The 24,125-nt window shown below is 37.8% G+C and carries 20 protein-coding genes; 15 read left to right on the plus strand and 5 right to left on the minus strand.

The window, feature by feature from the left end; translation table 11 throughout:
• Positions 1–320: 320 nt before the first annotated feature.
• Complete coding sequence (locus OM074_RS18615; RefSeq protein ID WP_301202090.1) at positions 321–1,178, minus strand: tRNA-dihydrouridine synthase family protein; 858 nt, start codon at positions 1,176–1,178, stop codon at positions 321–323.
• 207 nt (positions 1,179–1,385) lie between these two features.
• Here OM074_RS18615 and OM074_RS18620 point away from each other — a divergent pair, with 207 nt between their 5' ends.
• From OM074_RS18620 to OM074_RS18660, 9 genes are all read left to right on the plus strand, one after another.
• Positions 1,386–2,102: a class I SAM-dependent methyltransferase gene (locus OM074_RS18620; protein ID WP_301202091.1), complete on the plus strand. Its 717-nt coding sequence runs from the start codon at positions 1,386–1,388 to the stop codon at positions 2,100–2,102.
• Between the two features lie 179 nt (positions 2,103–2,281).
• Positions 2,282–5,617 (plus strand): Ig-like domain-containing protein, encoded by a 3,336-nt coding sequence (locus tag OM074_RS18625; protein ID WP_301202092.1) that lies wholly within the window; start codon positions 2,282–2,284, stop codon positions 5,615–5,617.
• A gap of 35 nt (positions 5,618–5,652) precedes the next feature.
• Positions 5,653–5,844: a hypothetical protein gene (locus OM074_RS18630; RefSeq protein ID WP_301202093.1), complete on the plus strand. Its 192-nt coding sequence runs from the start codon at positions 5,653–5,655 to the stop codon at positions 5,842–5,844.
• A 112-nt stretch (positions 5,845–5,956) separates the two neighbouring features.
• Positions 5,957–7,366: a 23S rRNA (uracil(1939)-C(5))-methyltransferase RlmD gene (rlmD, locus tag OM074_RS18635; protein ID WP_301202094.1), complete on the plus strand. Its 1,410-nt coding sequence runs from the start codon at positions 5,957–5,959 to the stop codon at positions 7,364–7,366.
• A 55-nt stretch (positions 7,367–7,421) separates the two neighbouring features.
• The gene (gene yaaA / locus OM074_RS18640; protein ID WP_301202095.1) at positions 7,422–8,192 is read left to right on the plus strand and encodes a peroxide stress protein YaaA; all 771 of its coding nucleotides are present in this window, start codon (positions 7,422–7,424) and stop codon (positions 8,190–8,192) included.
• Positions 8,193–8,255: 63 nt separating this feature from the next.
• Positions 8,256–8,969 carry a hypothetical protein gene (locus tag OM074_RS18645; protein ID WP_301202096.1) on the plus strand — a complete coding sequence of 238 codons (714 nt, stop codon included), beginning with the start codon at positions 8,256–8,258 and terminating at the stop codon, positions 8,967–8,969.
• A gap of 240 nt (positions 8,970–9,209) precedes the next feature.
• Entirely contained in the window at positions 9,210–9,965 is a 756-nt protein-coding gene (locus OM074_RS18650) for a 5'-nucleotidase C-terminal domain-containing protein (RefSeq protein ID WP_301202098.1), read from the plus strand.
• Between the two features lie 57 nt (positions 9,966–10,022).
• Entirely contained in the window at positions 10,023–10,928 is a 906-nt protein-coding gene (locus tag OM074_RS18655; protein WP_301202099.1) for a bifunctional metallophosphatase/5'-nucleotidase, read from the plus strand.
• Positions 10,929–11,020: 92 nt separating this feature from the next.
• On the plus strand, positions 11,021–11,590 hold the full coding sequence (locus OM074_RS18660; protein ID WP_301202101.1) for a hypothetical protein: 570 nt from the start codon (positions 11,021–11,023) through the stop codon (positions 11,588–11,590).
• Positions 11,591–11,679: 89 nt separating this feature from the next.
• Here OM074_RS18660 and OM074_RS18665 read toward each other — a convergent pair whose 3' ends face one another.
• Positions 11,680–12,144, minus strand: a complete 465-nt coding sequence (locus OM074_RS18665; RefSeq protein ID WP_301202102.1) for an Lrp/AsnC ligand binding domain-containing protein — start codon at positions 12,142–12,144, stop codon at positions 11,680–11,682.
• A gap of 156 nt (positions 12,145–12,300) precedes the next feature.
• Positions 12,301–13,605, minus strand: coding sequence for a mechanosensitive ion channel family protein (locus tag OM074_RS18670; protein WP_301202104.1), 1,305 nt, complete (start codon positions 13,603–13,605; stop codon positions 12,301–12,303).
• A 106-nt stretch (positions 13,606–13,711) separates the two neighbouring features.
• Here OM074_RS18670 and OM074_RS18675 point away from each other — a divergent pair, with 106 nt between their 5' ends.
• Together OM074_RS18675 and mgrA are read left to right on the plus strand one after the other, a co-directional pair.
• Positions 13,712–14,989: a M64 family metallopeptidase gene (locus OM074_RS18675; RefSeq protein WP_301202105.1), complete on the plus strand. Its 1,278-nt coding sequence runs from the start codon at positions 13,712–13,714 to the stop codon at positions 14,987–14,989.
• Positions 14,990–15,053: 64 nt separating this feature from the next.
• Positions 15,054–16,046, plus strand: coding sequence for an L-glyceraldehyde 3-phosphate reductase (gene mgrA, locus OM074_RS18680; protein WP_301202106.1), 993 nt, complete (start codon positions 15,054–15,056; stop codon positions 16,044–16,046).
• A 64-nt stretch (positions 16,047–16,110) separates the two neighbouring features.
• Here mgrA and OM074_RS18685 read toward each other — a convergent pair whose 3' ends face one another.
• A complete protein-coding gene (locus OM074_RS18685) occupies positions 16,111–18,672 on the minus strand; it encodes a M1 family aminopeptidase (RefSeq protein WP_301202108.1) in 2,562 nt (853 codons plus the stop codon).
• 253 nt (positions 18,673–18,925) lie between these two features.
• Here OM074_RS18685 and dnaK point away from each other — a divergent pair, with 253 nt between their 5' ends.
• The gene (gene dnaK, locus OM074_RS18690; protein ID WP_301202109.1) at positions 18,926–20,845 is read left to right on the plus strand and encodes a molecular chaperone DnaK; all 1,920 of its coding nucleotides are present in this window, start codon (positions 18,926–18,928) and stop codon (positions 20,843–20,845) included.
• 51 nt (positions 20,846–20,896) lie between these two features.
• Here dnaK and OM074_RS18695 read toward each other — a convergent pair whose 3' ends face one another.
• Positions 20,897–21,334: a nuclear transport factor 2 family protein gene (locus tag OM074_RS18695; RefSeq protein WP_301202110.1), complete on the minus strand. Its 438-nt coding sequence runs from the start codon at positions 21,332–21,334 to the stop codon at positions 20,897–20,899.
• Positions 21,335–21,542: 208 nt separating this feature from the next.
• Here OM074_RS18695 and OM074_RS18700 point away from each other — a divergent pair, with 208 nt between their 5' ends.
• From OM074_RS18700 to OM074_RS18710, 3 genes are all read left to right on the plus strand, one after another.
• The gene (locus OM074_RS18700; RefSeq protein ID WP_301202111.1) at positions 21,543–21,926 is read left to right on the plus strand and encodes a VOC family protein; all 384 of its coding nucleotides are present in this window, start codon (positions 21,543–21,545) and stop codon (positions 21,924–21,926) included.
• Positions 21,927–22,156: 230 nt separating this feature from the next.
• Complete coding sequence (locus OM074_RS18705; RefSeq protein WP_301202112.1) at positions 22,157–22,858, plus strand: phosphatase PAP2 family protein; 702 nt, start codon at positions 22,157–22,159, stop codon at positions 22,856–22,858.
• Positions 22,859–22,873: 15 nt separating this feature from the next.
• Entirely contained in the window at positions 22,874–24,043 is a 1,170-nt protein-coding gene (locus OM074_RS18710) for an ArnT family glycosyltransferase (protein ID WP_301202113.1), read from the plus strand.
• Positions 24,044–24,125: the final 82 nt, after the last annotated feature.

Here is a 24,125-nt window from a genome sequence, read left to right on the forward strand (position 1 = left end):
CGAGTTTTTTCCTACGTTTCTTCGATACGGCTTCGGGAAAGAGTCTGGATGTGTTCGGGAAGTGTTCGGGTAGGCTTCGACTACGGTTCGCCTTAGACATGCGAACAGGAGACGAATAGAGGTCGACAAAAAGCCGAAGCTGACACGAACTTGCCACGAGCACAGTACGGAAAAGCCTCAATTACATCCCGACCACGACTAATAAAAACTCAAATTATAGCAGAATACTGGATAATACAAGAAGTTAATAACCCTGATGCTTCTCGCTTATCTAAATCAAAAGGTGTGTGATTGAGGAAAGTGGACTTTGCTTACAATCACTAAATAAATGAATCCAGTACAGACCCATAATCATCAAGCTTACCTGTTTTCCGTAATTTCTTGTAAATCCTGGCCCCACCATCAATATTTTTAGAAGGATATTCCCAAAAGCATTTCAAATGATTCAAAATTTGAGGATCTGAATAACCAAACATTTTCAGGTTTTCAATAAAGCAATCATGAATTTTTCGAATCGTGGTTAAGAGTTCATCACACGAGGAATCCTGATCGCTTAACAACAAAGGGTTTATCAGCAACCCACGTCCTATCATCCACCCTTTAACAGTATCAAACTCCCTTTGCTTATCCTGGATATCTTCATTGGTCATAATATCCCCATTCCCCACAATAGGACCATCCCAACATCCAACTACTTCGCCGAACTTTTCCCAATCAGGAGTCCCCTTATACTTTTGCACCCCTGTTCGTGGATGCAGGATCAGCTCAGAAATCGGGAACCGTTTTAACACCTGCATGATGGCTTTAATATCAGAGGATTCTTTCCAACCCAACCTCATCTTTACGGATAATTGAACAGGAAGATCTTTTGAAAAATACGCTTCAAGCATTCCATTTAGTTCATTGGGATATGGCAACAAACCGGATCCTAAATGCCGGTTGGCAACCATAGGAAAAGGACAACCGATATTTAAATTAATCTCACGAAAACCACGATCAAGCATATCACGGGCAAAGCACAATAAATCCCGGCCACTGTTGGCAAGAATCTGCGGAACAAGATTCAGCTCCGGACTATAATGCAATTGCTTTTCATATTCAAATTCACCTTGCTTGTTGAGCCTGTAAAACGGGGTAAAATATTTATCAACGTTCCCAACTATTGAATTAAAGGCCATATAATAAGGCAAAGTGGTATAACTTTGTAAAGGTGCGAAGTATATCAAGGCCATAAAAAAGTAAAAGCAGATCCGTAAAAACTGCTTTTAATAATTGAATCTATTTCCCAAAACTACGGATTTTGTATTTACAAATTTAAGAATAATTAGCTATGTATCTTTTATACAGCCACTAATATTTTACTATTTTTGTACAAAAATTTTACATTGAAAACATACACAGATCCTTTAGGAGCTGCTTGTCTCGACTTTTTAAACGGGAAAAAAGACGCTCAGATTAAAGTTCAATCCAATATAGTTGAAGACGACGTTTTACCGGTGGAGTACTTGTTTCGTTCTTTCGACCAGATGCCTGACCTGGAAAAAAAGGCGTTAACCATTAGCACCGGGAAAATTTTGGACGTAGGAGCCGGAGCCGGAAGTCATGCATTATACTTACAACAGAGCAACAAAGAGGCCTATGCCAATGAGATTAGTCCTGCCGCCTGTGAGGTGATGCAAAAAAGAGGCGTAAAAAACATTTTACAACAGGATTTTTACCAACTTCCTGAAGACACAAAATACGACACCATTTTAATGCTGATGAATGGCATTGGCATTGCCGGGGACACCAATAACCTCAAAAAGTTTTTTGACAAGGTAAAATCCTTATTAAACCCGGGAGGTTGTTTAATTATTGACAGCTCCGACATACGATATCTGTTTGAAGATGACGACGGCAGCCTGCTGATTAACCTAAATGATGACTATTACGGAGAGATTAGCTACCGAATGGTATACGACGACATAAAAGGCAATTCGTTTAAATGGCTGTTTATTGACGATGAACTTTTAAAGTTCTATGCTGAAAAAAACGGTTTAAAAATGGAAAAAATTGCAGATGGCATGCACTACGACTACCTGGCAAAACTTACTGTAAGATAACTGTACATTCATCAAAAAATCAGAACATTTCACGATTTTTACAGTATAAGAAAGATACAGAAGTTTTTAAAAGATTATTTTTACGTTTGCAATTTACTTGCTGACCATTTGGGGTTTACTTTTTTAATTTTGACAACATATCCTTGTGTAAAGGCATACACAAGGATTTAAAATATATTATGATGAAGAAATTATACTCTTTATTTGCTTTATTAAGTTTTTGTTTTGGGATTTGGGGACAGAATATTACGGAATACGATCCAGAACAAGGTGCTACGAATGCTGATCCTAGCCAAAAACTCATATTAACTTTTGATCAGGAAATTTATTTCAATGCTGGTGATGATTGGCTTGAAATCAACCTATTTGAAGACGACATTAATATTGAGACATGGTACTGTTGGGGTGGTGAACCCGATCCGGGTGTTGCAAAATCTATAGATGGGCTAAGCTTAGAAATCACCCCTGGAGCAAATCTTCTTGAAGGATCAAATTATTATATCACCATAGACAATGGAGCTATTGTTGGTTTTTCTGGGATTGACAATTCAGAAAGCAACAACTGGAGATTCTCTGTATCTTCTTCCTTAATATATTATCCAGAACAAAATGCTACAGATGTTGACCTTAATGTAACAATGACATTAACTTTTGCTAACAACATTTCTTTCAACCCTAGTCGTACAGCTACAAAAATTCAGCTTTTCAATAATGATGCAACTTTAATTGAATCATGGACTTGTGCCGGAGGCAGAGCTTCTTCCGGTGCATCAATACTCGATAATGTTTTATCAATCAATCCGACAAGTCCTATTGATGAAGGAGTAAGTTACTACATCACTATTGATGATGGGGCTATTGTTGATTTTTCTGGGATTGATAATTCTGAAGGTAACAACTGGCGTTTTACTGCAATAACTTATTCTCCAGTTCCCACTGTATACAGTCCTGATCAAGGAGAAACAGGCGTTAGCCCTACCCCATCCCTGCAATTAACTTTTAATATGGACGTTCAGTTTATTGATCCTCCATCTGAATACAAGATATTACTACGCCAGGGAGGAACAACAATTGATGAATTTATTGTTTCACCAGGATTTGTAGATGGCAACCTTGCTTTTGACGGCGATGCATTAACTACAGATCGTCTTACCATAACACCATACACATCACCTTTGGAAACAAACACGGAATACCATGTCATCATTCCAAGTGGTTTGATTGAGTCTATACCCGGCGCTCCTTTTTCAGGGATAACCACATCCTCAGGTTGGAGCTTTACAACCATTGGTGAACCAGCCTGGGAAACAGGCTATCCATTAACAAGAAACCTCTCGCCAACCTCAGTAGATATGGCAGGACAAACAGATCAGTCAGGAACTTATTATTATGTTGTAACAGCAAGTGCAACCGCCCCTACTGCGGCCCAGATTAAGGCAGGTCAGGATGAAACAGGGACACCAACTACATACACAAGTGGCTCCGGAGCCATGACTGGAGGTTCAGAATTTGCAGAGGCCATAGACATTTCAAATTATGGTTTATATGCCGCAGAAACCACTTACTACATCCATTTAATTGCCACAGACGGGGTATACTCATTGGATTCACCAATTGAAACAACCAGCTTTACCACATTGGAAAGAACTGCGCCTGTCAACACATTTACACCTGCAGATGCGGCAACCGATGTTTCTACATCAACCCCAATCACCATCTCATTTGATGAGCCGGTAAGAATGACAAACGGAACAATCATTGACGACAGCAACGTTGCATCTTTAGTTAGTTTTTACATAGCACCAAGTACCCCTCAGGGCTTTACAGCCACAATTAACGCTGAAAAAACCCTGATAACCATCACTCCAGATGCTGCATTAAGTCAAAACACTACCTATGGGGTATCAATATTTGCAGTTGAAGATTATTATGGGAACCAACAAGCCACCAGTTCATCGGCAGAATTTACAACCTCAAACTATATTATATGGGATGGAGAAACTTCTTCCGCATGGTTAACCGACACAAACTGGGATGCAGGTTTTGTAGAAGGCATTAGTGTTATCATTCCTTCAACAGCTACAGCTATGCCTGTTATCTCTACTGACGTAACAGTTGGAAACATAGTTATTGAAGCCGGCGCTTCTTTGGAAATCACTTCCGCAGGTAGTTTAACTGTGAATGAAACCATTACACTTGAATCATCCACTTCTGATCCCGGCAATGCTTCCTTAATTGACCACGGACATACTCCTGTTTCTGTAAATGGATCTGATGTCCTCATTTACCAACAAATAAATGCATCCAACAGAACATATAATGTATCTTCGGCAGTAAGCGGTGCTACCAAAAGCACTCTGGGAATTGACAATGCCATTGGATCATACGACAATACTACTGATAGCTGGAATTGGATGGGCAATGACGATCCCCTAACTTCAGGAACAGGATATGCATTACGAACAAGTACAGACTTAACATTTACAGGAAACATCAACTCGAATGCTTCATATGGAGTCATGTTGACCAGAACAGACGGTGCAGGATACGGCTGGAATTTCATAGGAAATCCATACCCTGCAGGACTTAACTGGAATGAAATAGGACTAAAAACCAATATCGACAATGCTTATTGGATATTTTTAAATGATGCTACCAATTACGGCATCTACGCAACATACAGTCAAGTTGGAGGAGGAACCTATGGACTTGATAATATCATCCCTTCAAACCAGGGGTTCTATGTAAAAGTAACAGAAGGATATGCCAGCGGATCAATCACTATGCCTAAAGCAGCATTGGAAGCCAACAACAAATCTGTATTAAAAGGGTCGCAAATATCTTACCCTAAAATTAACCTTGCCGGGGTAAGTGGAATCTATGAAGACGAAACTATTATTGCCTTTGCCGACATTGCAGAAGATGGAGATGACACATATGATGCTTCAAAAAGATTTAGCACCAATTCTAATCTCATCCAATTATTTTCCTACGAAAACTCAGAATCTTATGCCATTAACTGTAAAAGTGAATTGCAAGATAATTTGGTTGTACCCCTTGGTTATAGCATTAAAAACACAGGTTCATACAGTATAAAAGTTATAAAAGAGGAAGGCATTTTCAACAATTACAAAGTATTGCTTGAAGATAAGTACGCAAAGAAAATGACTGATCTTGCCGGCGAGGATCCCTATACTTTTTCAGCAACAAAAACCGGAAAAATCACCGATCAATTTGCTTTGCATTTTATCGACAATAATACAGCTACAGATATTAACAACGGCAAAGTTGACACAAATCCTAATATTTATGCCTATTCTAAAACTATTTATGTTTCCGGAGAAAATTTAAATGGAAGCACTTATGAAATATACTCAACCAACGGCCGTTTATTAAAAAATGGAGCATTACTAAACGAAGATGTAAATATTATCCACACTAACCTTGATGGTTTGTTTGTTGTTAAGATCATAAACAAAAATGAATCCTTTGCAAAAAAAGTTTTGCTTAAGTAGTGGAAAATAATTTACTTTGTTCAAGCACAATGAGAATGACGAACTTAAAAAAGAAATACTCAAAACCCGAGCTAGGGCAGTTTACTATTGATAAAGACATTTGCCTTATGATGACTTCTGAAGGCTCAGGTCCCGGGGATCCTTTTAGTGCAGCCCCCCAGACCCAACAAGAACAACAACCCGTAAACACTTTCGACAACAATTTTGAAAGCAATCCGTTTGAATAAATATCATCAAGGCCGTCAGCACGACGGCCTTTTTTATTGCAAATAAGTAGCCTCTCTTATTTCTGAAATGTAAGATCTGTTGTATATTTGCAGGCTGATAAAATTTATTACCGTGGGAAGATCAAGAAGAAGAAAACCTTTAATCGAGAACATTGAAATTACGGACGTTGCTGCTGAAGGGAAAGCATTGGCACGTATAGAAAACATGGTGCTTTTTGTACAAAATGCCATTCCCGGAGATATTGTGGACGTTCAGGTTAATAAGAAAAGAAAAACTTATTACGAAGGCTACGTCACCAAATATCATAAGCTATCCGAAAACAGGGTGGAACCATTTTGTGAACACTTTGGTGTTTGTGGAGGATGCAAATGGCAGGCACTACCATACAAAGACCAGCTTTATTATAAACAAAGAGAAGTTGAAAGCAATCTGAAAAGAATTGGCAAGGTAAAACTTCCTGATATTATGCCCATCCTTCCTTCGGAAAAAACAAAGTTTTACAGGAACAAACTGGAGTTTACCTTCTCTAACAGAAGATGGTTTGAAAACAGCGAAGAGGTAGTAGCTGAAGATTCTCCGGAACGCTATGGACTTGGGTTCCATATCCCTCGCATGTTCGACAAGGTAATCGACGTAAAAAACTGCTACCTGCAAGAAGAGCCATCAAACAGCATTCGCCTTGCAGTTAAAAAATATGCCCTCGACAACAAACTAACTTTCTTTAACCTAAGAGATCAGGAAGGATTTTTAAGAACCCTGTTCATCAGAACATCTTCTACCGGCGAGGTAATGGTTATTGTTGTTTTCTTTTATGATGACAAAGAAAAACGCGAAGCCTTACTTGAGCACCTGAAAACTGAGTTCCCGCAAATAACTTCTTTAATCTATGTAATCAATCCAAAAGCTAATGATACCATTGGCGACCTGGATACCCATTGCTATCATGGCAAGGAATACATTGAAGAAGAGATGGAGGGACTAAAATTCAGGATTGGTCCTAAATCATTTTATCAAACCAATTCGGATCAGGCATACGAACTTTATAAAGTAACCAGAGAATTTGCCGACTTGTCGGGAGATGAAGTGGTATACGATTTATATACCGGAACAGGAACCATCGCCAACTTTGTGGCTAAGCAAGCAAAAAAAGTAGTTGGTATTGAATATGTTCCCGAAGCTATCGAAGATGCAAAGATAAATTCAAGGGAAAACAACATTGACAACACGGTATTTTATGCCGGGGATATGAAAGACATCCTGGATATTGATTTTATTAAAGAAAACGGACAGCCGGATGTGATGATTGTTGACCCGCCACGTGCCGGGATGCATGAAGACGTTGTAAAAACAATTTTAAAAACTGATGTGCCTAAAATTGTTTATGTAAGCTGCAACTCAGCAACGCAGGCGCGCGATTTAAACCTGCTGGACGACAAATATACTGTTGAAAAAATACAACCTGTTGATATGTTCCCCCACACCCATCATGTTGAGAATGTTGTATTACTTAAAATCAAATAATAGAACAACTAAACTTTATTGATACTTTTATGTTTTTGAATAAAAACATAAAAGTATGCAAATAATAATATCTCCGGCCAAGGCTTTAGATTTTACAAAGCCTGCCGGAACTTCTTTACATAGCGAGATCCGATTTTCCAGCGAAGCCCAACAGTTGGTCAATATTCTAAAAAACTACTCTCCGGAACAATTAGGTTCTTTGATGAAGATCAGTCAGAAACTGGCAGATTTAAATTACACCAGATATCAACACTGGAGCTTTCCTTTTAGCAATACAGAAATCAAGCAGGCTCTTTTTGCATTCAATGGAGAAGTTTACAATGGCATAAAAGCAGAAACACTAAATAAAACAGAAATAGAAACTGCACAAAAAAAACTCAGGATTCTTTCCGGGTTATACGGATTGCTTCGTCCCCTTGATATTATATTACCCTATCGCCTGGAAATGGGTACCCGGATGACATTCCTCGATTACAAAAACCTTTATAGCTATTGGGATGGTAAAATTACAGATTTACTAAATCTCGACATTAAAGAAAACAAGCACAAGGCATTGATAAACCTTGCATCAAATGAATATTACAAATCCATCAATACAAAAGACATCACTGTTCCGATCATTTCCCCTGAGTTTAAAGATCTGAAAAACGGAAACTATAAGGTAATATCTATATACGCAAAAAAAGCCCGCGGACTGATGACCCGGTTCATCATTCAGAATAACTTAACCGATTACAATGACCTCAAGGCATTTGACCTGGAAGGATATTATTACAACAACCAATTATCATCAGAATACAAACCTGTATTTACAAGAGACCATTAATTTTTTCTTTGCAAAATATTTTTTTTGTAACTTATTAGAGTATAAACCAAAATCACAACAATTATGGCACATTCAGATATACTCGAAAGGTATGGCAACCTTTTAAAAGCAGAACAATTGGTTACGATCAGCGACAAAATAATGCCCAACACTTTTGTTTTGGAAGCTCCGGAACCTTTCCCCGGTTTTTTTAACTATTACGGGGGAACTCCCAAAGATGCAAAACCGCTATATCTATACCTGGTAGTTGACAGGCTATATACACTAGAAGAGGTTACCCGGGCAAGGCAAAACATCAAGACTTACTTCTCTTCTCATTTTCATGCAGATGCAGGCACTGTTACTATTTATAACAAAACATATCATGTTATAAGAGTGCGCCACCTTGACACCTACGATCAGATCAAAGACCTTCAGGCCTGCTTTATCGATCAGGGATTCGTATTCAAAAAGAAGCCATCTAAAAACATTGAAGGGACGGCAACTATCCGCATCAAAAAATTCTTTCAGTTAAAAGAAATTAATGATGGCATTTATCTTGACACTATTGAAAAAGATCATGGATATATTGTGATACCCAAATATTACAGGTGGACAGAATTTGTGGAACTCAACAAGAAAGCGAAGTACAATTGGGATGGGACATTCTTTGACTCTGCTTTAGCTCATTTCCATAATAACTTTGAAATTGTTGATATGATCAGAGTTTATAATCCCAATATGAATGAGGAAATGCTCCTTGGTATTAAAAAGAAATTTTATGAGCAGATCAAATGAGATATCATAACACAAAGGGCTCCCTAACAAGAGCCCTTATTTTTTCCCCTCTTCTTCCCACAACACACAAACGCGCATCCCTATGGTACTGACCATATGAGCAGGACGCAGCATTTACCCACAAACAAACCACTTGGTCTACCGCCCAATATTAACATGAAAATAACCTAATCCATTATTAATTCTTAAATTAAAGATTTATTTTTGCTTCCATAAGCTATCTATTCAGAACATAATTTTATGAATAAACATATTATTCTTCTTTTTTCAATAATACTATTGTGTGGTTGTAAACAAAACAACGAAGCCACTCTGGTATCGGGCAAATTAATAACAACCGACCACTTAATAGCCAATGACACCTCCATGCAAAGATATATTCAACCCTACAAAGTGGATATTGACAAAAAAATGGACAGGATCATTGGTCATAGTACCCGGGAGCTCACCTCCTATTTTCCGGAAAGTCCGCTTTCAAACTTCATGTCTGACATCATACAGGATAGGGCAAAAAAATATCTTGAGCAAAACAAAGCTGATTCGTTGCAACTGATTTCATTAATGAATATCAAAGGCATCAGGACTGCACTTCCCAAGGGGGCAATCACGATTCGTCATATTTTTGAGATCATGCCTTTTGAGAATGAAATAGTAATATTAACCCTGTCCGGCAAAAATATACAAAAGCTATTTGAACACATCAGCACTACCAACGGAGAGGGAATTAGTGGAGCTACAATCACAATTTCAAACAACACCCTTTCAAAACTACGTATTGGAGGAAAAGAAATTGATACATCCGGAAACTATTATCTGGCCACTTCTGATTACCTGGCAAACGGAGGGGATTTCTTCACCATGATCACCTCCCCACTGCACTCTGAATCTATTGGATGCAAAATCAGGGAAGCCATAATAGAACATATTGAAGAGTTAAACCAAAACCAGCAAAAGGTTGTTTATTCAACAGATGGCAGGATAAAGGTGATAAAATAGCACTTGCCCAAACACATCATTTACTTGCAGATACAAAATTTTATTTTTTAGGTTAAGATGGGAAACAGAAGAGATTTTTTAAAAACAGTAAGCCTCGGAACTGCCATTGGCACCCTTGGGCTATCTTCATGTATTACTAACAACAGAATCACAAAAATTACGATCCTGCACACTAATGATGTCCATAGTCATATCGACCCTTTTCCCGCCAACCACAGAAAGTTCCCAAACCAAGGTGGTTTTGCCCGCAGGGCCGCCCTGGTTAAGCAAATCAGAAAAGAAGAAGAACACGTCCTTTTACTTGATGCCGGTGATATTTTCCAGGGCACACCCTATTTTAATTTTTACAAAGGAGAATTGGAAATAAAGCTTATGGGCGATATGGGATACGATGCAGCAACCATAGGAAACCACGAATTCGACAATGGAGAACATGAGCTTTGCAAGCAGATAAGTAAAGCAGACTTTCCTTTTATCATAACCAATTACGGGCTGGATGGCAACAAACTAAAAACACTAACACACCCATACAAGATAATCCAGAAAGGCAATATCAGAATTGGCATTATAGGCCTGGGAATAAAACTGGAAGGTTTGGTTTCTCCCAACAATTACAAAAACATAACATACAACAATCCTATTATTGAGGGAGAAAAAGCGGCTTCTTTTTTAAAAGAAAAGGAAAATTGCGACTATATTATTGCGCTGTCGCATTTAGGATATGACCTAAAAGAGGGAATGATAAGAGACATTGATGTAGCAAAGAACACCACAAATATCGACTTAATACTAGGAGGGCACTCTCATATTTTTTTAGATACCCCAACTGCAATCAAAAACAAAGCCGATAAAAGAGTTTACATTGGACAAACCGGCTGGGGCGGAGTAAAACTAGGCAGAATAGACATCGTATTTAACGGCGACAAAAAAGAAACTGAATTAGCCCTTCAGGCACATTTATAGTACATTTGTGTTTTAAATAAATACGAAGCACAGTACTAAAAGCCAGATGGGAAACCCACGCCTGACTTTATGCTTCCCTCATACAATATTATATGATGAAGATTCCAATTATAGATTTCACCTTAGAAAATGCTCTTAAACTAAAAGAACAAAACCACTGGAGCGACCATTTTAACCTGATTCTCTGGCCAAGAATTTTGGTATGGCTGGGATTAAAAGAACAGTTTACGGACTATAACGACATCAAGTGGATGATTCATTATACTCCTGAAAACATGCATAACAACTTTATATCAATGCACATTATTGATCCCAACAACACATTTAACTTTTACTATCAGGTACCCCTGGTACAAAATCTATCTTTCAACCTTTACCTTGGCGATAGTACCTATAATTTTTTTGAGATTCATCCATTACTGCTCACAAAAGAAGTGATAAAGAAAGATGAATATAAACTGGAAGCAACATCTGCCATACTGCCCCACCTGGTTTTATCCACACCCAACAGCAAATACGACAGGGGCACACTATTGAAGATCAATGAGGACAATTATAAAGACTTAACAAAACACGATCCCCTTATCAACTTAATCACAATGAATTTTAAAAAATTCATCTCTCCCTTGCAAAAAATCATCAACGGAGAATGGACGTTATAACCTCACATACAAAACACAAAAACTTATATATAAAAAAGCCAGGTAATCAATTTGATACCTGGCTTTTTTTATATTCTTTAAATCACTCCTTAATCAATCGGCAATTGCCTTTTAAAGGTTTCTTCCAGTGAAATAATGGTTTCTGTAGCTGAAATTCCGGTAATTGACTGCAGCCTGTCGTGCAACATCCTTTTCAGATCCTCATTATTCTTGGCATAAATCTTTATAAAAATAGCATACTGCCCTGTAGTATAATGACACTCTACGATTTGCGGAATTTGCTTAAGTTCCTCCACTACTTTATCAAAAAGGCTGGCCTTTTTCAAGAAAATCCCCATAAAGGCACAAGTGTGATACCCTATTTTTGCAGGATTAATCACAAATTCAGATCCCTTGATCACTTCAAGGTTCATCAAACGCTGTATCCTTTGATGAATTGCAGCTCCGGAAACCTTGCATTCCCTGGCAACTTCCAAAAATGGTATACGTGCATTTTTTGTAATCAGAGAAAGTATCTTTTTATCTAAACTATCAATTTGCTGGCTATTTTCCATCCCGTCTTTACATGTAATTATAAATCGTAACCCAATTCTAAATATAAGTAATAATCTGGTGCGAAAATATAAATTAAAAGATTAAGATTCAATTATTTTTGTCACATTTCTTAAAAATTAATTTTGTAACCACTTCAATATTTTTTCTACAATCCACTATACTTCTTCCATCATTGTTGCAGACAGTTTTTCGGTAGGAAATTGGAAAACTGTTAACTCAAATTCAGGCAACACGGCCAGTATATGATCAAAAATATCGGCCTGGATAGATTCATAATTTGCCCATGCCTGATCATTACTAAAAACATATATCTCAATGGGAATACCTTTTTCGGTTGGTTGCAGATGACGAACCAGGAAGGTCATATTCTGATGGATTTTCGGATGATTATGCAAATACCCCTCCAGGTATTTCCGGAAAACACCCAGATTGGTCATGCGTCTTCCATTCACCAGGATAGATTCATCAATATCAAATTGTTTATTATACTCCTCCAGTTCTTCAAGTTTATCTTCAATATAATCTTTCAACACTTTTATCTTCCTGAACTTGCCCAACATCTTGTCATCACAGAATTTTACCGATTTCATGTCGATATTGATCGAACGCTTAATCCTTCGGCCTCCGGACTCCTCCATCCCTTTCCAGTTTTTAAAACTCTCGCTCACCAAAGCATAAGTAGGTATAGTTGAAATGGTTTTATCCCAGTTCTGAACTTTTACTGTATTCAGGGTCATTTCCATAACTGTACCATCCGATTTATGCGAAGGCATCTCAATCCAGTCGCCAGGTTTCACCATACTATTTGCTGTTAACTGAATACTGGCCACAAAACCCAGGATAGTATCCTTAAACACCAATATCAGCACTGCTGCAATGGCACCTAACCCGGTAAACACAACAGTAAGCTTCACATCCAAAAGAATAGAAACCGTAACCAGCACACCTATCAAAACAAAAACCAGGTATATCCCCTGCAGGTATCCCTTTATTGGTCTTTCGTTGCTATTGGGCAACGTTTCATAGACATCACCAACTCCTTTTAAAAAGGAATCTATTAACAACAAAGCCACAACAATAAAGTACAAAGAAACCAGATTATGCAAAACAGCATTAACATGGTCAAACTGTACAAAAACCAAGTCCAGAGAAGTATAGATTATCAAAGCCGGCACTATATATGACGCCCGGATAATCAATTTTCGTTTTACAAAGTAATCATCATACTTCGACTTTGTTTTCTCCATAAAACGTTCCACATGTTTTACCAGATATCTTCGCACTATAAAATGAGCCACTTTTGCTATTATCAAAACAAGTATTGAAAAAATAACAACTGAAAGGTAGGTTGATATTTTTTCACTTACCCCAACCTCTTCCAAAAGAGATTCAAATGAGCCTACCAAACTATCCGGGCTTACAACCTTAAGTACCGACTCTTTTATCTGTTCCTGAACCATAAAATATTTTCTTGTTTAAAAAATTACCCTGTTCCTGCTGAAACACAGTTTTTTTTCTATCCTGTTTCACTATTTTTACAAAAATAAAAGTTAAAACATAACAATCATGAAGTACCTCTATTTAATTCTGATATTTTTTGTTTCAGGCATTTACAACACCTCAGCACAATCTTCCAAACATTTTACCAATGAAACCTTACGTATTGATTTTGTATTAAGCGGAAACCACAGCAACACAAGTGCCTCAATATTTGAGCTTAAAAAAGAAACTTTTTGGGGAGGCTCTCCTATAGAAAAAGATGCATTTGGGTATGGAGAATTCAGAGTTGTTGTAAAAGACTCCACACGTAAAGATATTTTGTTTTCAAGGGGGTTTTGTACACTTTTTGAAGAATGGCAAACAACTGACGAGGCTAAAAGTGTTGACAAGGCCTTTCATCAGACAACCCTCACCCCTTTCCCAAAACAGAAAGTAAACATCTCTATTGAAAAAAGAAAGAAAGACGGTTCTTATAAAACTCTTTTGAGTTCATTTGTTGATCCAGATGATTTTGGGATCATCCATCCCTCCCCGTCAAATATAAAAACACACAAATTAATTGACAACGGCAGCCCCGATGAGTGTGTAGACATTGTTTTTGTTGGGGATGGTTACACCAGCGAAGAGCTTGAAAAATTTCATGACGACATTAAAAGGATGACCGACTACCTTTTTAGCCAAAAACCATTTAACAAACACAAATCAAAGTTTAACATATGGGCTGTGGATGCCGTTTCTGAAAATTCAGGCATGACCAACCCAAGAAAAAACAACTGGAAAAACACTGCTTTAAAATCAAGCTTCAACACCTTCAATTCCGATAGGTATCTGGAGAGCACACACACCTTTTTAATCCGCGATTATGCAGGCCTGGTTCCTTACGACCAGATATATGTTTTAGCTAATACTGAAAAATACGGGGGAGGTGGCATTTACAACCATTTCTCATTGACCTCTGTCGACAACCCCAAATCACTGACCGTTTTTATTCATGAGTTCGGTCACGGATTTGCAGGTCTTGGCGACGAGTATTATTCATCTTCAACAAGCTACAACGATTTTTTTGACTTAAACACAGAACCCTGGCAACCCAACATCACCACCTTGGTTGATTTTGACAGCAAATGGAAAAAGATGATTAAAAAATCCACCCCTCAACCCACACCAGCAACACAGGAGTTTACTAATAAAGTTGGTGTATACGAAGGCGGAGGCTATGTGGCAAAAGGAATTTTCAGGCCTTATATAGACTGCAGGATGAAGAGCAATGAAGCAGAAGGATTTTGCCCTGTTTGCCAAAAAGCTATTGAAGACATGATTATGTTTTTAATTGGAAAGAAATAACATAAAAAAATAATCTCCGTTATAATATTCATAAACACCTCTTATTAACTTAAACAATATAAAAATGCAACATCCAGCTAACGAGAACCGATATAACAATATGCTTTACCAACGATGCGGCAGAAGTGGGATAAAACTTCCTGCCATATCGCTTGGATTATGGCATAACTTTGGTTCTGTTGACAATTTTGAAAATGGGAAATCCATTATTTTTGAAGCTTTTGACAAAGGCATCACCCATTTTGATTTAGCCAACAATTATGGCCCGGAACCCGGAAGTGCCGAAGAAAACTTTGGAAAAATTTTAAACAAGCACTTAAAGGCTTACCGCGATGAAATGCTTATTTCAACCAAGGCAGGATATTACATGTGGCCCGGCCCTTACGGAGAATGGGGATCGCGCAAGAACCTCCTTTCCAGTCTTGATCAGAGTTTAAAACGTATGAACCTGGAATATGTTGACATTTTTTATTCGCACCGTTTTGATCCGGAAACTCCGCTGGAAGAAACCATGCAGGCATTAGACCACGCAGTAAGACAAGGCAAGGCTCTTTATGCCGGTATCTCAAACTATCCGGCAGACAAAACCAGGGAAGCAGAATCCATCCTAAGGGAACTAGGCACTCCATGCTTAATTCACCAAGCCAGGTACAGCATGTTTGAGAGGTGGGTTGAACCAGAATTATTAGATGTACTGGACAAAAGAGGCATTGGCTTAATTGCCTTCTCCCCGTTAGCCCAGGGTTTATTGACCAACCGCTATTTAAAAGGCATTCCAGAAGGAAGCAGGATGACACGCAACCACTTTTTAAAGAATGAACATCTTACTCCCGAAAAGCTTGAAAAAATAAAAGATTTAAATGCCATTGCCGAAAACAGAGGACAGTCTCTTGCCCAAATGGCTATTGCCTGGTTGTTAAAAGACCCAAGAGTAACTTCTGTACTTATTGGTGCCAGTTCGGTTCGTCAATTAAATGATAACCTGGATTCTTTAAACAACATTACTTTTGATAAGGAAGAACTGGATAAAATTGAATCAATTCTATCCAGACAATAGGCTCTTTTGGTTAACAACTAGCAGTTAACATTTTGTTAATTGCTAATTGTTAATTGATCACTGGTCATTGGTCATTGATAACGACTTCCTGCTTCTTTAGTTTACTTGATCGATCAACCATATCAACAGCTTGCAGAATCTTCATCTTTAAATCTTCCGGATACATGGGATTATCTTTAAAAAAGTAATCGACAACCTTAAGCGCTTCAACCGAACTATAACCACTTAAAGCCTCCTGCACCCAAAACATTGGAAAAAACAACGAACCGGTCTCTTTGATTTCCTCAGTTAAGTCAAGAGTCTCTTTAAGATATTTCATATTATGCTCCTGATGGTATGGATGATGAATATAACCTATGGCAGTAAGCACCCAATTTTCCTTTTTCCTGTTTTCCAACATTGCCAAACCATCAACAAATGCATCAACCCGGGATGGATCCTTCGAAAAAATAGGACTCACATACTCCATCATCCCCCTGACATCATCATCTTCAATACCCTTTGCAACATCAAGCACAAAGGCATCATCCAACTCCTGATCTTTCATTGCCAAAGAAAATACCATATAACTCAAATCCCTGTCTGACAATGCAACCCCAGCCATTTTCTTCTTTCGCACCACCACCTGCTTCAACTTTTTTAATCCCTTACTCGTTGAAACCTTGGAAGACCATTCCTGAACCATCATTTTATTGATACTTAACGACAAATCGTCATCCATTTTCTCAATATAAACCTCCTCCAAATCTTCAGCTATATCATTTCGGAAACCCGCATCAACAAAACGCCAATACAAAGTCTGTAGTTGTCCACAGGCTAGCGAAAGCAATTGTTCGTTTTCCTCTTCCTTAATAAATCGCAAAAGCATTTTAAAATACTTTTTTGAATCGACCTTACCAACCAGCAAATTTTCATACAGATGAATCAAGGTACTCCCCTTTAACAATTCATCATCCCATAGGAAAATATTATTCATGGCATACACTAACGAAGCCGGATCGAACAAGAACAACCCATAACCGGAAGCATCTGCAGAAGGCAAAACAAACTCCGGTTTATTTTCATCAAGCATAGTTTTTGATGACAACACCTCCACCGGATACAACAACATTTCATTCTTATTAATCCCGATATAATTAAAACGTTGCGCCCACACTTTTGCAGTATCTCCATACTCTGATGACTGCTGAATAAAAAAACGCCCTTGTTCCTCGGTAAATTCCATAACAGGCCTATTGGGTTCATTTACCCAAACCTGGCTCCACAATTCAAGATCATATTCAGAAACGTCATTTAAAACTTTCATTAAATCAGCCCAGGAAGAATTCCCATAACCATACTGTTTCAGGTACATACCCAATCCTTGCTGCAAGGCTTCCTCCCCCACGAGTTTCTCCAACTGATTCATCACAATAGGAGCTTTATGGTAAATGATAGTTCCATACATGGAGCCGGCATCTTTTAGATTATTTAGCTGTTGCTGTATTGGGTTTGCCGCTGCCGTTCTATCTACAGAAAAGGAAGTTGGAAAATGGTTGATCATAAAAGTCAGTCCATGGTTTACCTCCGGAAATTGCTCCTTTACAATCTTATCTGCAATAAAATTTGCAAACACCTCTTTTTGCCACACACCACTAAACCACTTCATAGTTACCAAATCACCAAACCACATATGAGCTGTTTCGTGAGCTATAAGCTGGGCTCTGCTCAGCAAATCATCCTGCGTAGGATTTTCGTCCAGGAACAACAGCTCCTGCCTGTAATAAACAGCTCCCGGATGCTCCATCCCCCCAAACTGGAACGAAGGGATGCAAACCAAGTCATATTTTTTAAATGGGTAAGCCACATTGGTATAATCCTCAAGCCATTTTATAGAGTGGAAAACCTGACTGAATATGGATTCTTTACATCTTTCAACCTTTGCCGAGTCTTTCTCCATGTGATATATGGAGACTGGCCTACCTCCTTTTTCTCTGGTAGTTTTGCTAAACTCACCAGCTGCAAAAGCCCACAAATAAGTACTAATGGGTTTTGACCGGGTAAAAGTAACATGCTTTAAACCACCGGCCACCTCCTCTAAAAAGTCTGCCACCCCATTGGTAATAGCACTCCAGGATTGGGGCATTGTTATTGAATAAGAAACCATGCCTTTTATATCAGGCTGGTCAAAGCAAGGAATGGCAGTACGGGCTCTGTCGGGCACAAAAAGTGAGTATAAATATTTTTCATTCCGATTCAAGGCTCCTTCGCCCATCTCAAAATTTATCTCTACTTTATTTTCTCCGGCTATAATATACTTTGAGGGTATAATAATATGTTCATTTTCCAAAGCAAAGAACACCTTTTGTCCATTTACCAAAACCCGCTCCACGTTATCTGATGTAAAATCCAACACCAATGGGCTTTTAGCATCTTTCTTAATAAATTGCAATATTGCTTTTGACTTAACAGCCTGGTTTAACGAATCGGGAATCTCCATCTCCAAGTGATATTTCAGGTCTGAAATATCGGCAGACCGCTGTTGAGCCAATTCTATAGATACCCCTGTTTGATATGAGTCTTTCTTTTTATTTTGACAGGATAAAACCAGTAAAACCAACACAAAAAAAGAGAGTAGTGTCTTCATAATTAAAGTTTGTTGAATATTTGGGATTTCAAATATACTAGTTTTAAACTGACACTAGCACAACATGGTTATGATAATCCTGTTCACTTCTGCAATAATGTCACAAAAACATGACACAAAAATCTTCAATTTGGATACTTCCGTGTCAATTTTGCATTAAAATGACAAAAATTTGTCGTGGCATACCATTTGAAATAAGGCTGTGCAGATTAAAAAAAGAAATATTAAAAACTTATAATAAATAATTATTACAATGGGAAAAATTATTGGAATCGACTTAGGTACAACCAACTCCTGCGTTTCTGTAATGGAAGGTAGTGAGCCAGTTGTAATTCCAAATAGCGAAGGTAAAAGAACAACTCCATCTATTGTTGCATTTGTTGAAGGTGGCGAAAGAAAAGTTGGAGATCCAGCGAAACGTCAGGCTATCACAAACCCTACTAAAACAGTTTATTCTATTAAGCGTTTTATCGGTGATAACTTTGATGAAATTCCAAACGAGGTAACTCGTGTTCCTTACAAAGTAATTAAAGGCGATAACAACACCCCACGTGTGGTTATCGATGACAGAAAATATTCTCCACAGGAAATTTCAGCTATGATTCTTCAAAAAATGAAGAAAACAGCAGAAGATTACCTGGGACAAGAAGTAACTGAAGCTGTAATTACAGTTCCTGCCTACTTTAACGATGCACAACGCCAAGCGACTAAAGAAGCTGGCGAAATTGCCGGCTTAGCCGTAAAACGTATCATCAACGAACCTACTGCTGCTTCTTTAGCATATGGTTTAGATAAGATGGACAAGGATATGAAAATCGCAGTATTTGACCTTGGTGGTGGTACTTTTGATATTTCTGTTCTTGAGCTGGGTGATGGCGTATTCGAAGTAAAATCTACAAACGGAGACACCCACCTTGGTGGTGATGACTTTGACGATGTGATTATTAACTGGTTGGCAGAAGAGTTTTTAAAAGACGAAGGTATTGACTTGCGTAAAGACGCAATGGCACACCAACGTTTAAAAGATGCTGCTGAAAAGGCTAAAATTGAGTTGTCAAGTGGAAATTCTACTGAAATCAACTTACCATATATTATGCCTGTTGATGGTATTCCAAAGCACTTGGTGAAAACTTTAAGCCGTGCTCAATTTGAGCAATTAGCCGACAGGTTGATCCAGGCTACTTTAGAGCCTTGTAAAGCCGCTTTAGCTGATGCCGGCATGTCTCCATCAGAAATTGACGAAGTAATATTAGTTGGTGGTTCTACACGTATTCCTGCCATCCAGGAAATCGTGAAGAAATTCTTTGGTAAAGAGCCTTCTAAAGGAGTTAACCCTGATGAGGTTGTGGCCGTAGGTGCTGCTATCCAGGGGGGTGTATTAACTGGTGAAGTTAAAGATGTATTGCTTCTTGACGTAACTCCTCTTTCATTAGGTATTGAAACAATGGGCGGTGTTATGACTAAGTTGATTGAATCAAACACTACAATCCCGACTAAAAAGTCAGAAACATTTACAACTGCTGCCGATAATCAACCATCTGTAGAAATTCACGTAATTCAGGGTGAACGTCCAATGGCGGCACAAAACAAAACAATTGGTCGCTTCCACTTAGATGGAATTGCTCCGGCACAACGTGGGGTACCTCAAATTGAAGTATCATTTGACATTGATGCCAATGGTATTCTTCACGTTACTGCAAAAGATAAGGCAACAGGTAAAGAGCAAAGCATCCGCATCGAGGCTTCTTCTGGATTGAGCGATGACGAAATCAAACGCATGAAGGATGAAGCTGCTGCCAATGCTGAGGCCGACAATCAGGCAAAAGAAAAAATCGATAAGATGAACGGTGCCGATAGTTTGATTTTCCAAACTGAAAAGCAATTGAAAGAGTTTGGCGACAAATTGCCTGCTGACAAAAAAGGTCCTATCGAAGCTGCTTTAGCTAAATTAAAAGAAGCTCACAAAGCTGAAGATTTAGCGGGCATTGATGCTGCTACAACTGAGTTAAACACTGTATTCCAGGCTGCATCTCAAGAGATGTATAACGCAAGCCAGGCACAAGGTGGACAACCAGGCGGAGCACAACCAGGTCCTGATGCCGGACAAGCACAAGGCGGAAACGGAAAAGGTGACGACGAAGTTACTGATGTAGATTTTGAAGAAGTGAAGTAAAACACTTTTGAATCATTGATATAGAAAAGCCCCGATAATGGGGCTTTTCTTTTATTTCTTAATGGTTGAGTGTAAAAAATCCATTTTCCAAACACCTTCTTGCTTAACAAAAGTGGCACTTTCAATCCAAATGATTTCTTGGGTAAGAGTATCATCTATAACAAAAGATCCCCGATTTACATAACTCATATTTGCTATAGAATTACCCATAGTAATTTTAAAATCATCAAAGGCGAATACCGCTTTCATGTTCTTTACACTCTTAATGTAGTTTATTAAGCTATCATTATTCCATACCTGTCCATTTTCAAACAAAACAAAATCATTTGTTGTTACATTAAACATTTTTTCAAAATCGGTATTTTCAATACCTTTAAAATACCCTACTAACACTTCTTTTACTTTTTCAGGAGAGTCTGTTGCAGGCTCGGAGTTACAAGCTCCAAGTAAAACAACCATAATAATTACGAGAAAGATTTTTACTGTCATGGCCAAAAGTTTAAAACACATAATTTATCCTTTTTATACCGTAAAGTCAACAACATACTACTTTCATATATTTTAAAGAGGAATGGGTTTAACCTGATGGCAACTCTATTGTTGATGCCCGTCTACCACGCTCGTTAGCGGGAGCAATATGTGCTATTCTGGTATATTATGCATATTTTTGCTTGAGCTTTTTAAAAATTATGATGAAATGAAAATAGAACACTTTGCACTAAATGTGACTGACCCTGTAAAAACAGCTCAATGGTATGTTGAGAATTTAGGATTTAAAATTGTTATGGCAATGGATAAAGCTCCGTTCACTCACTTTATTGCTGACGGACATGGAGGTATGGTAGAGATTTACAACAATCCCAATGGAGCTGTTCTCGACTTTAAAAATACACATCCACTAACAGTACACTTGGCCTTTGTTTCTGAAGATCCAGCTGCCGACAGATCTAAAATGGAAGCTGCAGGAGCAATTTTTGTTGAAGAAGTAAAACTACCGGATGGGGGGCTGTTAGTTATGATGAAAGATCCCTGGGGAGTTGCTATTCAGTTCTGCAAAAGAGGTACTCCTTTTGATGTATAAATGGACAAATAATAATTACACCAGGAGTTTTATTGCACCACGCGTGAGAACACGCGCTGTAGCAGACTGTTGATAGCAACAAAATAGCTAACACCTGGCAAACAATCATTTAACAATTTTAACATTAGTAACATTTAAACCATAATAACTGAACCTTTTCTTAAATCTATAATTTTATTAAGGATGTATTGGAATTTTAGATTTGTATAAAACCAAAAACATATACAATCGTGAAATTACAACACTCGAATCCTCACATTCAATTTTCTATTCAGCTCTTTACTGGCTTCATTATAACCGGAGCCATTTTACTAATAACATATTCCAAAATTGAATTTTCATTAATTATTAATCAACTTTCATCTCCTTCGTTTGATTTCTTTTTTAACGCTGTCACGCAACTTGGTTTAGGTGGATTATTAGCTGTTTTAGCTATTTTCTTTTTATTTTTCAGATATTATTATTCCATACTATGCACAGGTATACTTGTCATGTCGGGTATTATTTCCTTTCTGTTTAAAAAAGTTTTATTTACAGATGCAATGCGCCCCTTACATTTTATGAGAGATATGCCATTAAGGTTTCCTTCTGGAATGGAAGAGCATTTTAGACATTCGTTTCCCAGCGGACATACCATGACCGTTTTTGCTGCAGCCTTTATTTTATTCTGGATATATCGAGATTATCGTGTAGCCATAATAAATTTTACAGTAGCCATATTAGTTGGAATTTCACGAATCTATTTATTCCAACACTTTTTTATTGATATATATGCCGGTGCCATTTTAGGTATTGCAGAATCTGTTTTTATTATTTGGCTTTTCGAAAATATTTTTCAGCTAAATCAGATTCCAGCACTTAATAAATCATTAATCGCTAAGAAGAGAAAACCGCAATTGGCATTTAAAAATAATCGTTACGCACAACAATAATAATTATCCAGAAGCATGCAACAAAAGATTTATCATAGAAAAATAGTATTCTGGATGCCCGTAATCATATCCATATTGGCCAACATTTCACTTACACGAGGAATTACTGGGAACTTTTACATTGTTGATGAAGCCAGGAATGCTGAATGCGCCAGAGAAATGCTGGAGAGTGGTGATTATATTGTACCCACATTCAATTATGAGCTTAGAACAGATAAACCTCCGCTTCATTATTATTTTATGATGATATCCTATTCAATTTTCGGGGTATCAGAATGGTCTGCCCGATTTTTTTCCATTGTTTTTGGTTGTTTAACCGTTTTAATCTGCTATCATTTTACAAAACGATGGTTAGGATTTAAAATAGCATTATGGACTGCCATTGTATTGCTTTCGTCCATACATTTTTCAATACAGTTTCACATGGCCGTACCTGATCCGTATTTAATATTCCTTTTTACCAGTACATTGTTTTTATTTTTTGAAATTACTCAAAAACAAAGCAATACGAAAGCCATTTTGATGTATACATGTATGGGATTAGGGACATTGGCCAAGGGACCTGTTGCAATTGCTCTTCCGGGATTAATCATGTTGCTTTATCTTATCTTCTCCAAAAAATTAACCTTAATAAGTATATGGCAATTACGACCTATTGAGGGTATTATAATAGTAGCATTAGTTACACTTCCATGGTATTTAGCGGTGCATTACCAAACAGAGGGTGCATGGACAAGAGGTTTCTTTATTGAACACAACATTGATCGATTTTCAACAACGAAGGAGGGGCACGGTGGTACATTTTTTATAGCCCCTCTATTTGTTTTACTGGGCATGTTACCCTTTTCGGCTTTTTTTATCAGGGCCATAAAAACTTCTTTTGCACAAAAAGGTAAACCTGAAATATTATTTTCTATTATAGCCTTGTTCTGCATTGTTGGATTTTTCATGGTATCCTCAACCCGATTACCCAACTATACAGCCCCGGCTTACCCATTTTTTGCCATTATTCTTGGAAATTATCTGGCAAAAATAAAAACTACATCATTTAAACCAGAAATCATTTTCCTAATCACCTTTACCATTATACTCTTTCCCTTAAGCTATATCGGATTTCAGATTGAACCTTCTTTAACTCCAATTAAAAATCAGACTCTGTTACTTATCCCCCCCCGTTTTAATTAGCTTTATTACCTTCAAATATTATAAAAATAAGAGAGCACAGCGTTCACTACAATATATAGCCATTACCTTTATTATCATATCC

Origin of the sequence: Plebeiibacterium marinum (genome assembly GCF_026013615.1) — a bacterium.
Lineage (GTDB): Bacteria > Bacteroidota > Bacteroidia > Bacteroidales > Marinilabiliaceae > Saccharicrinis > Saccharicrinis marinus_A.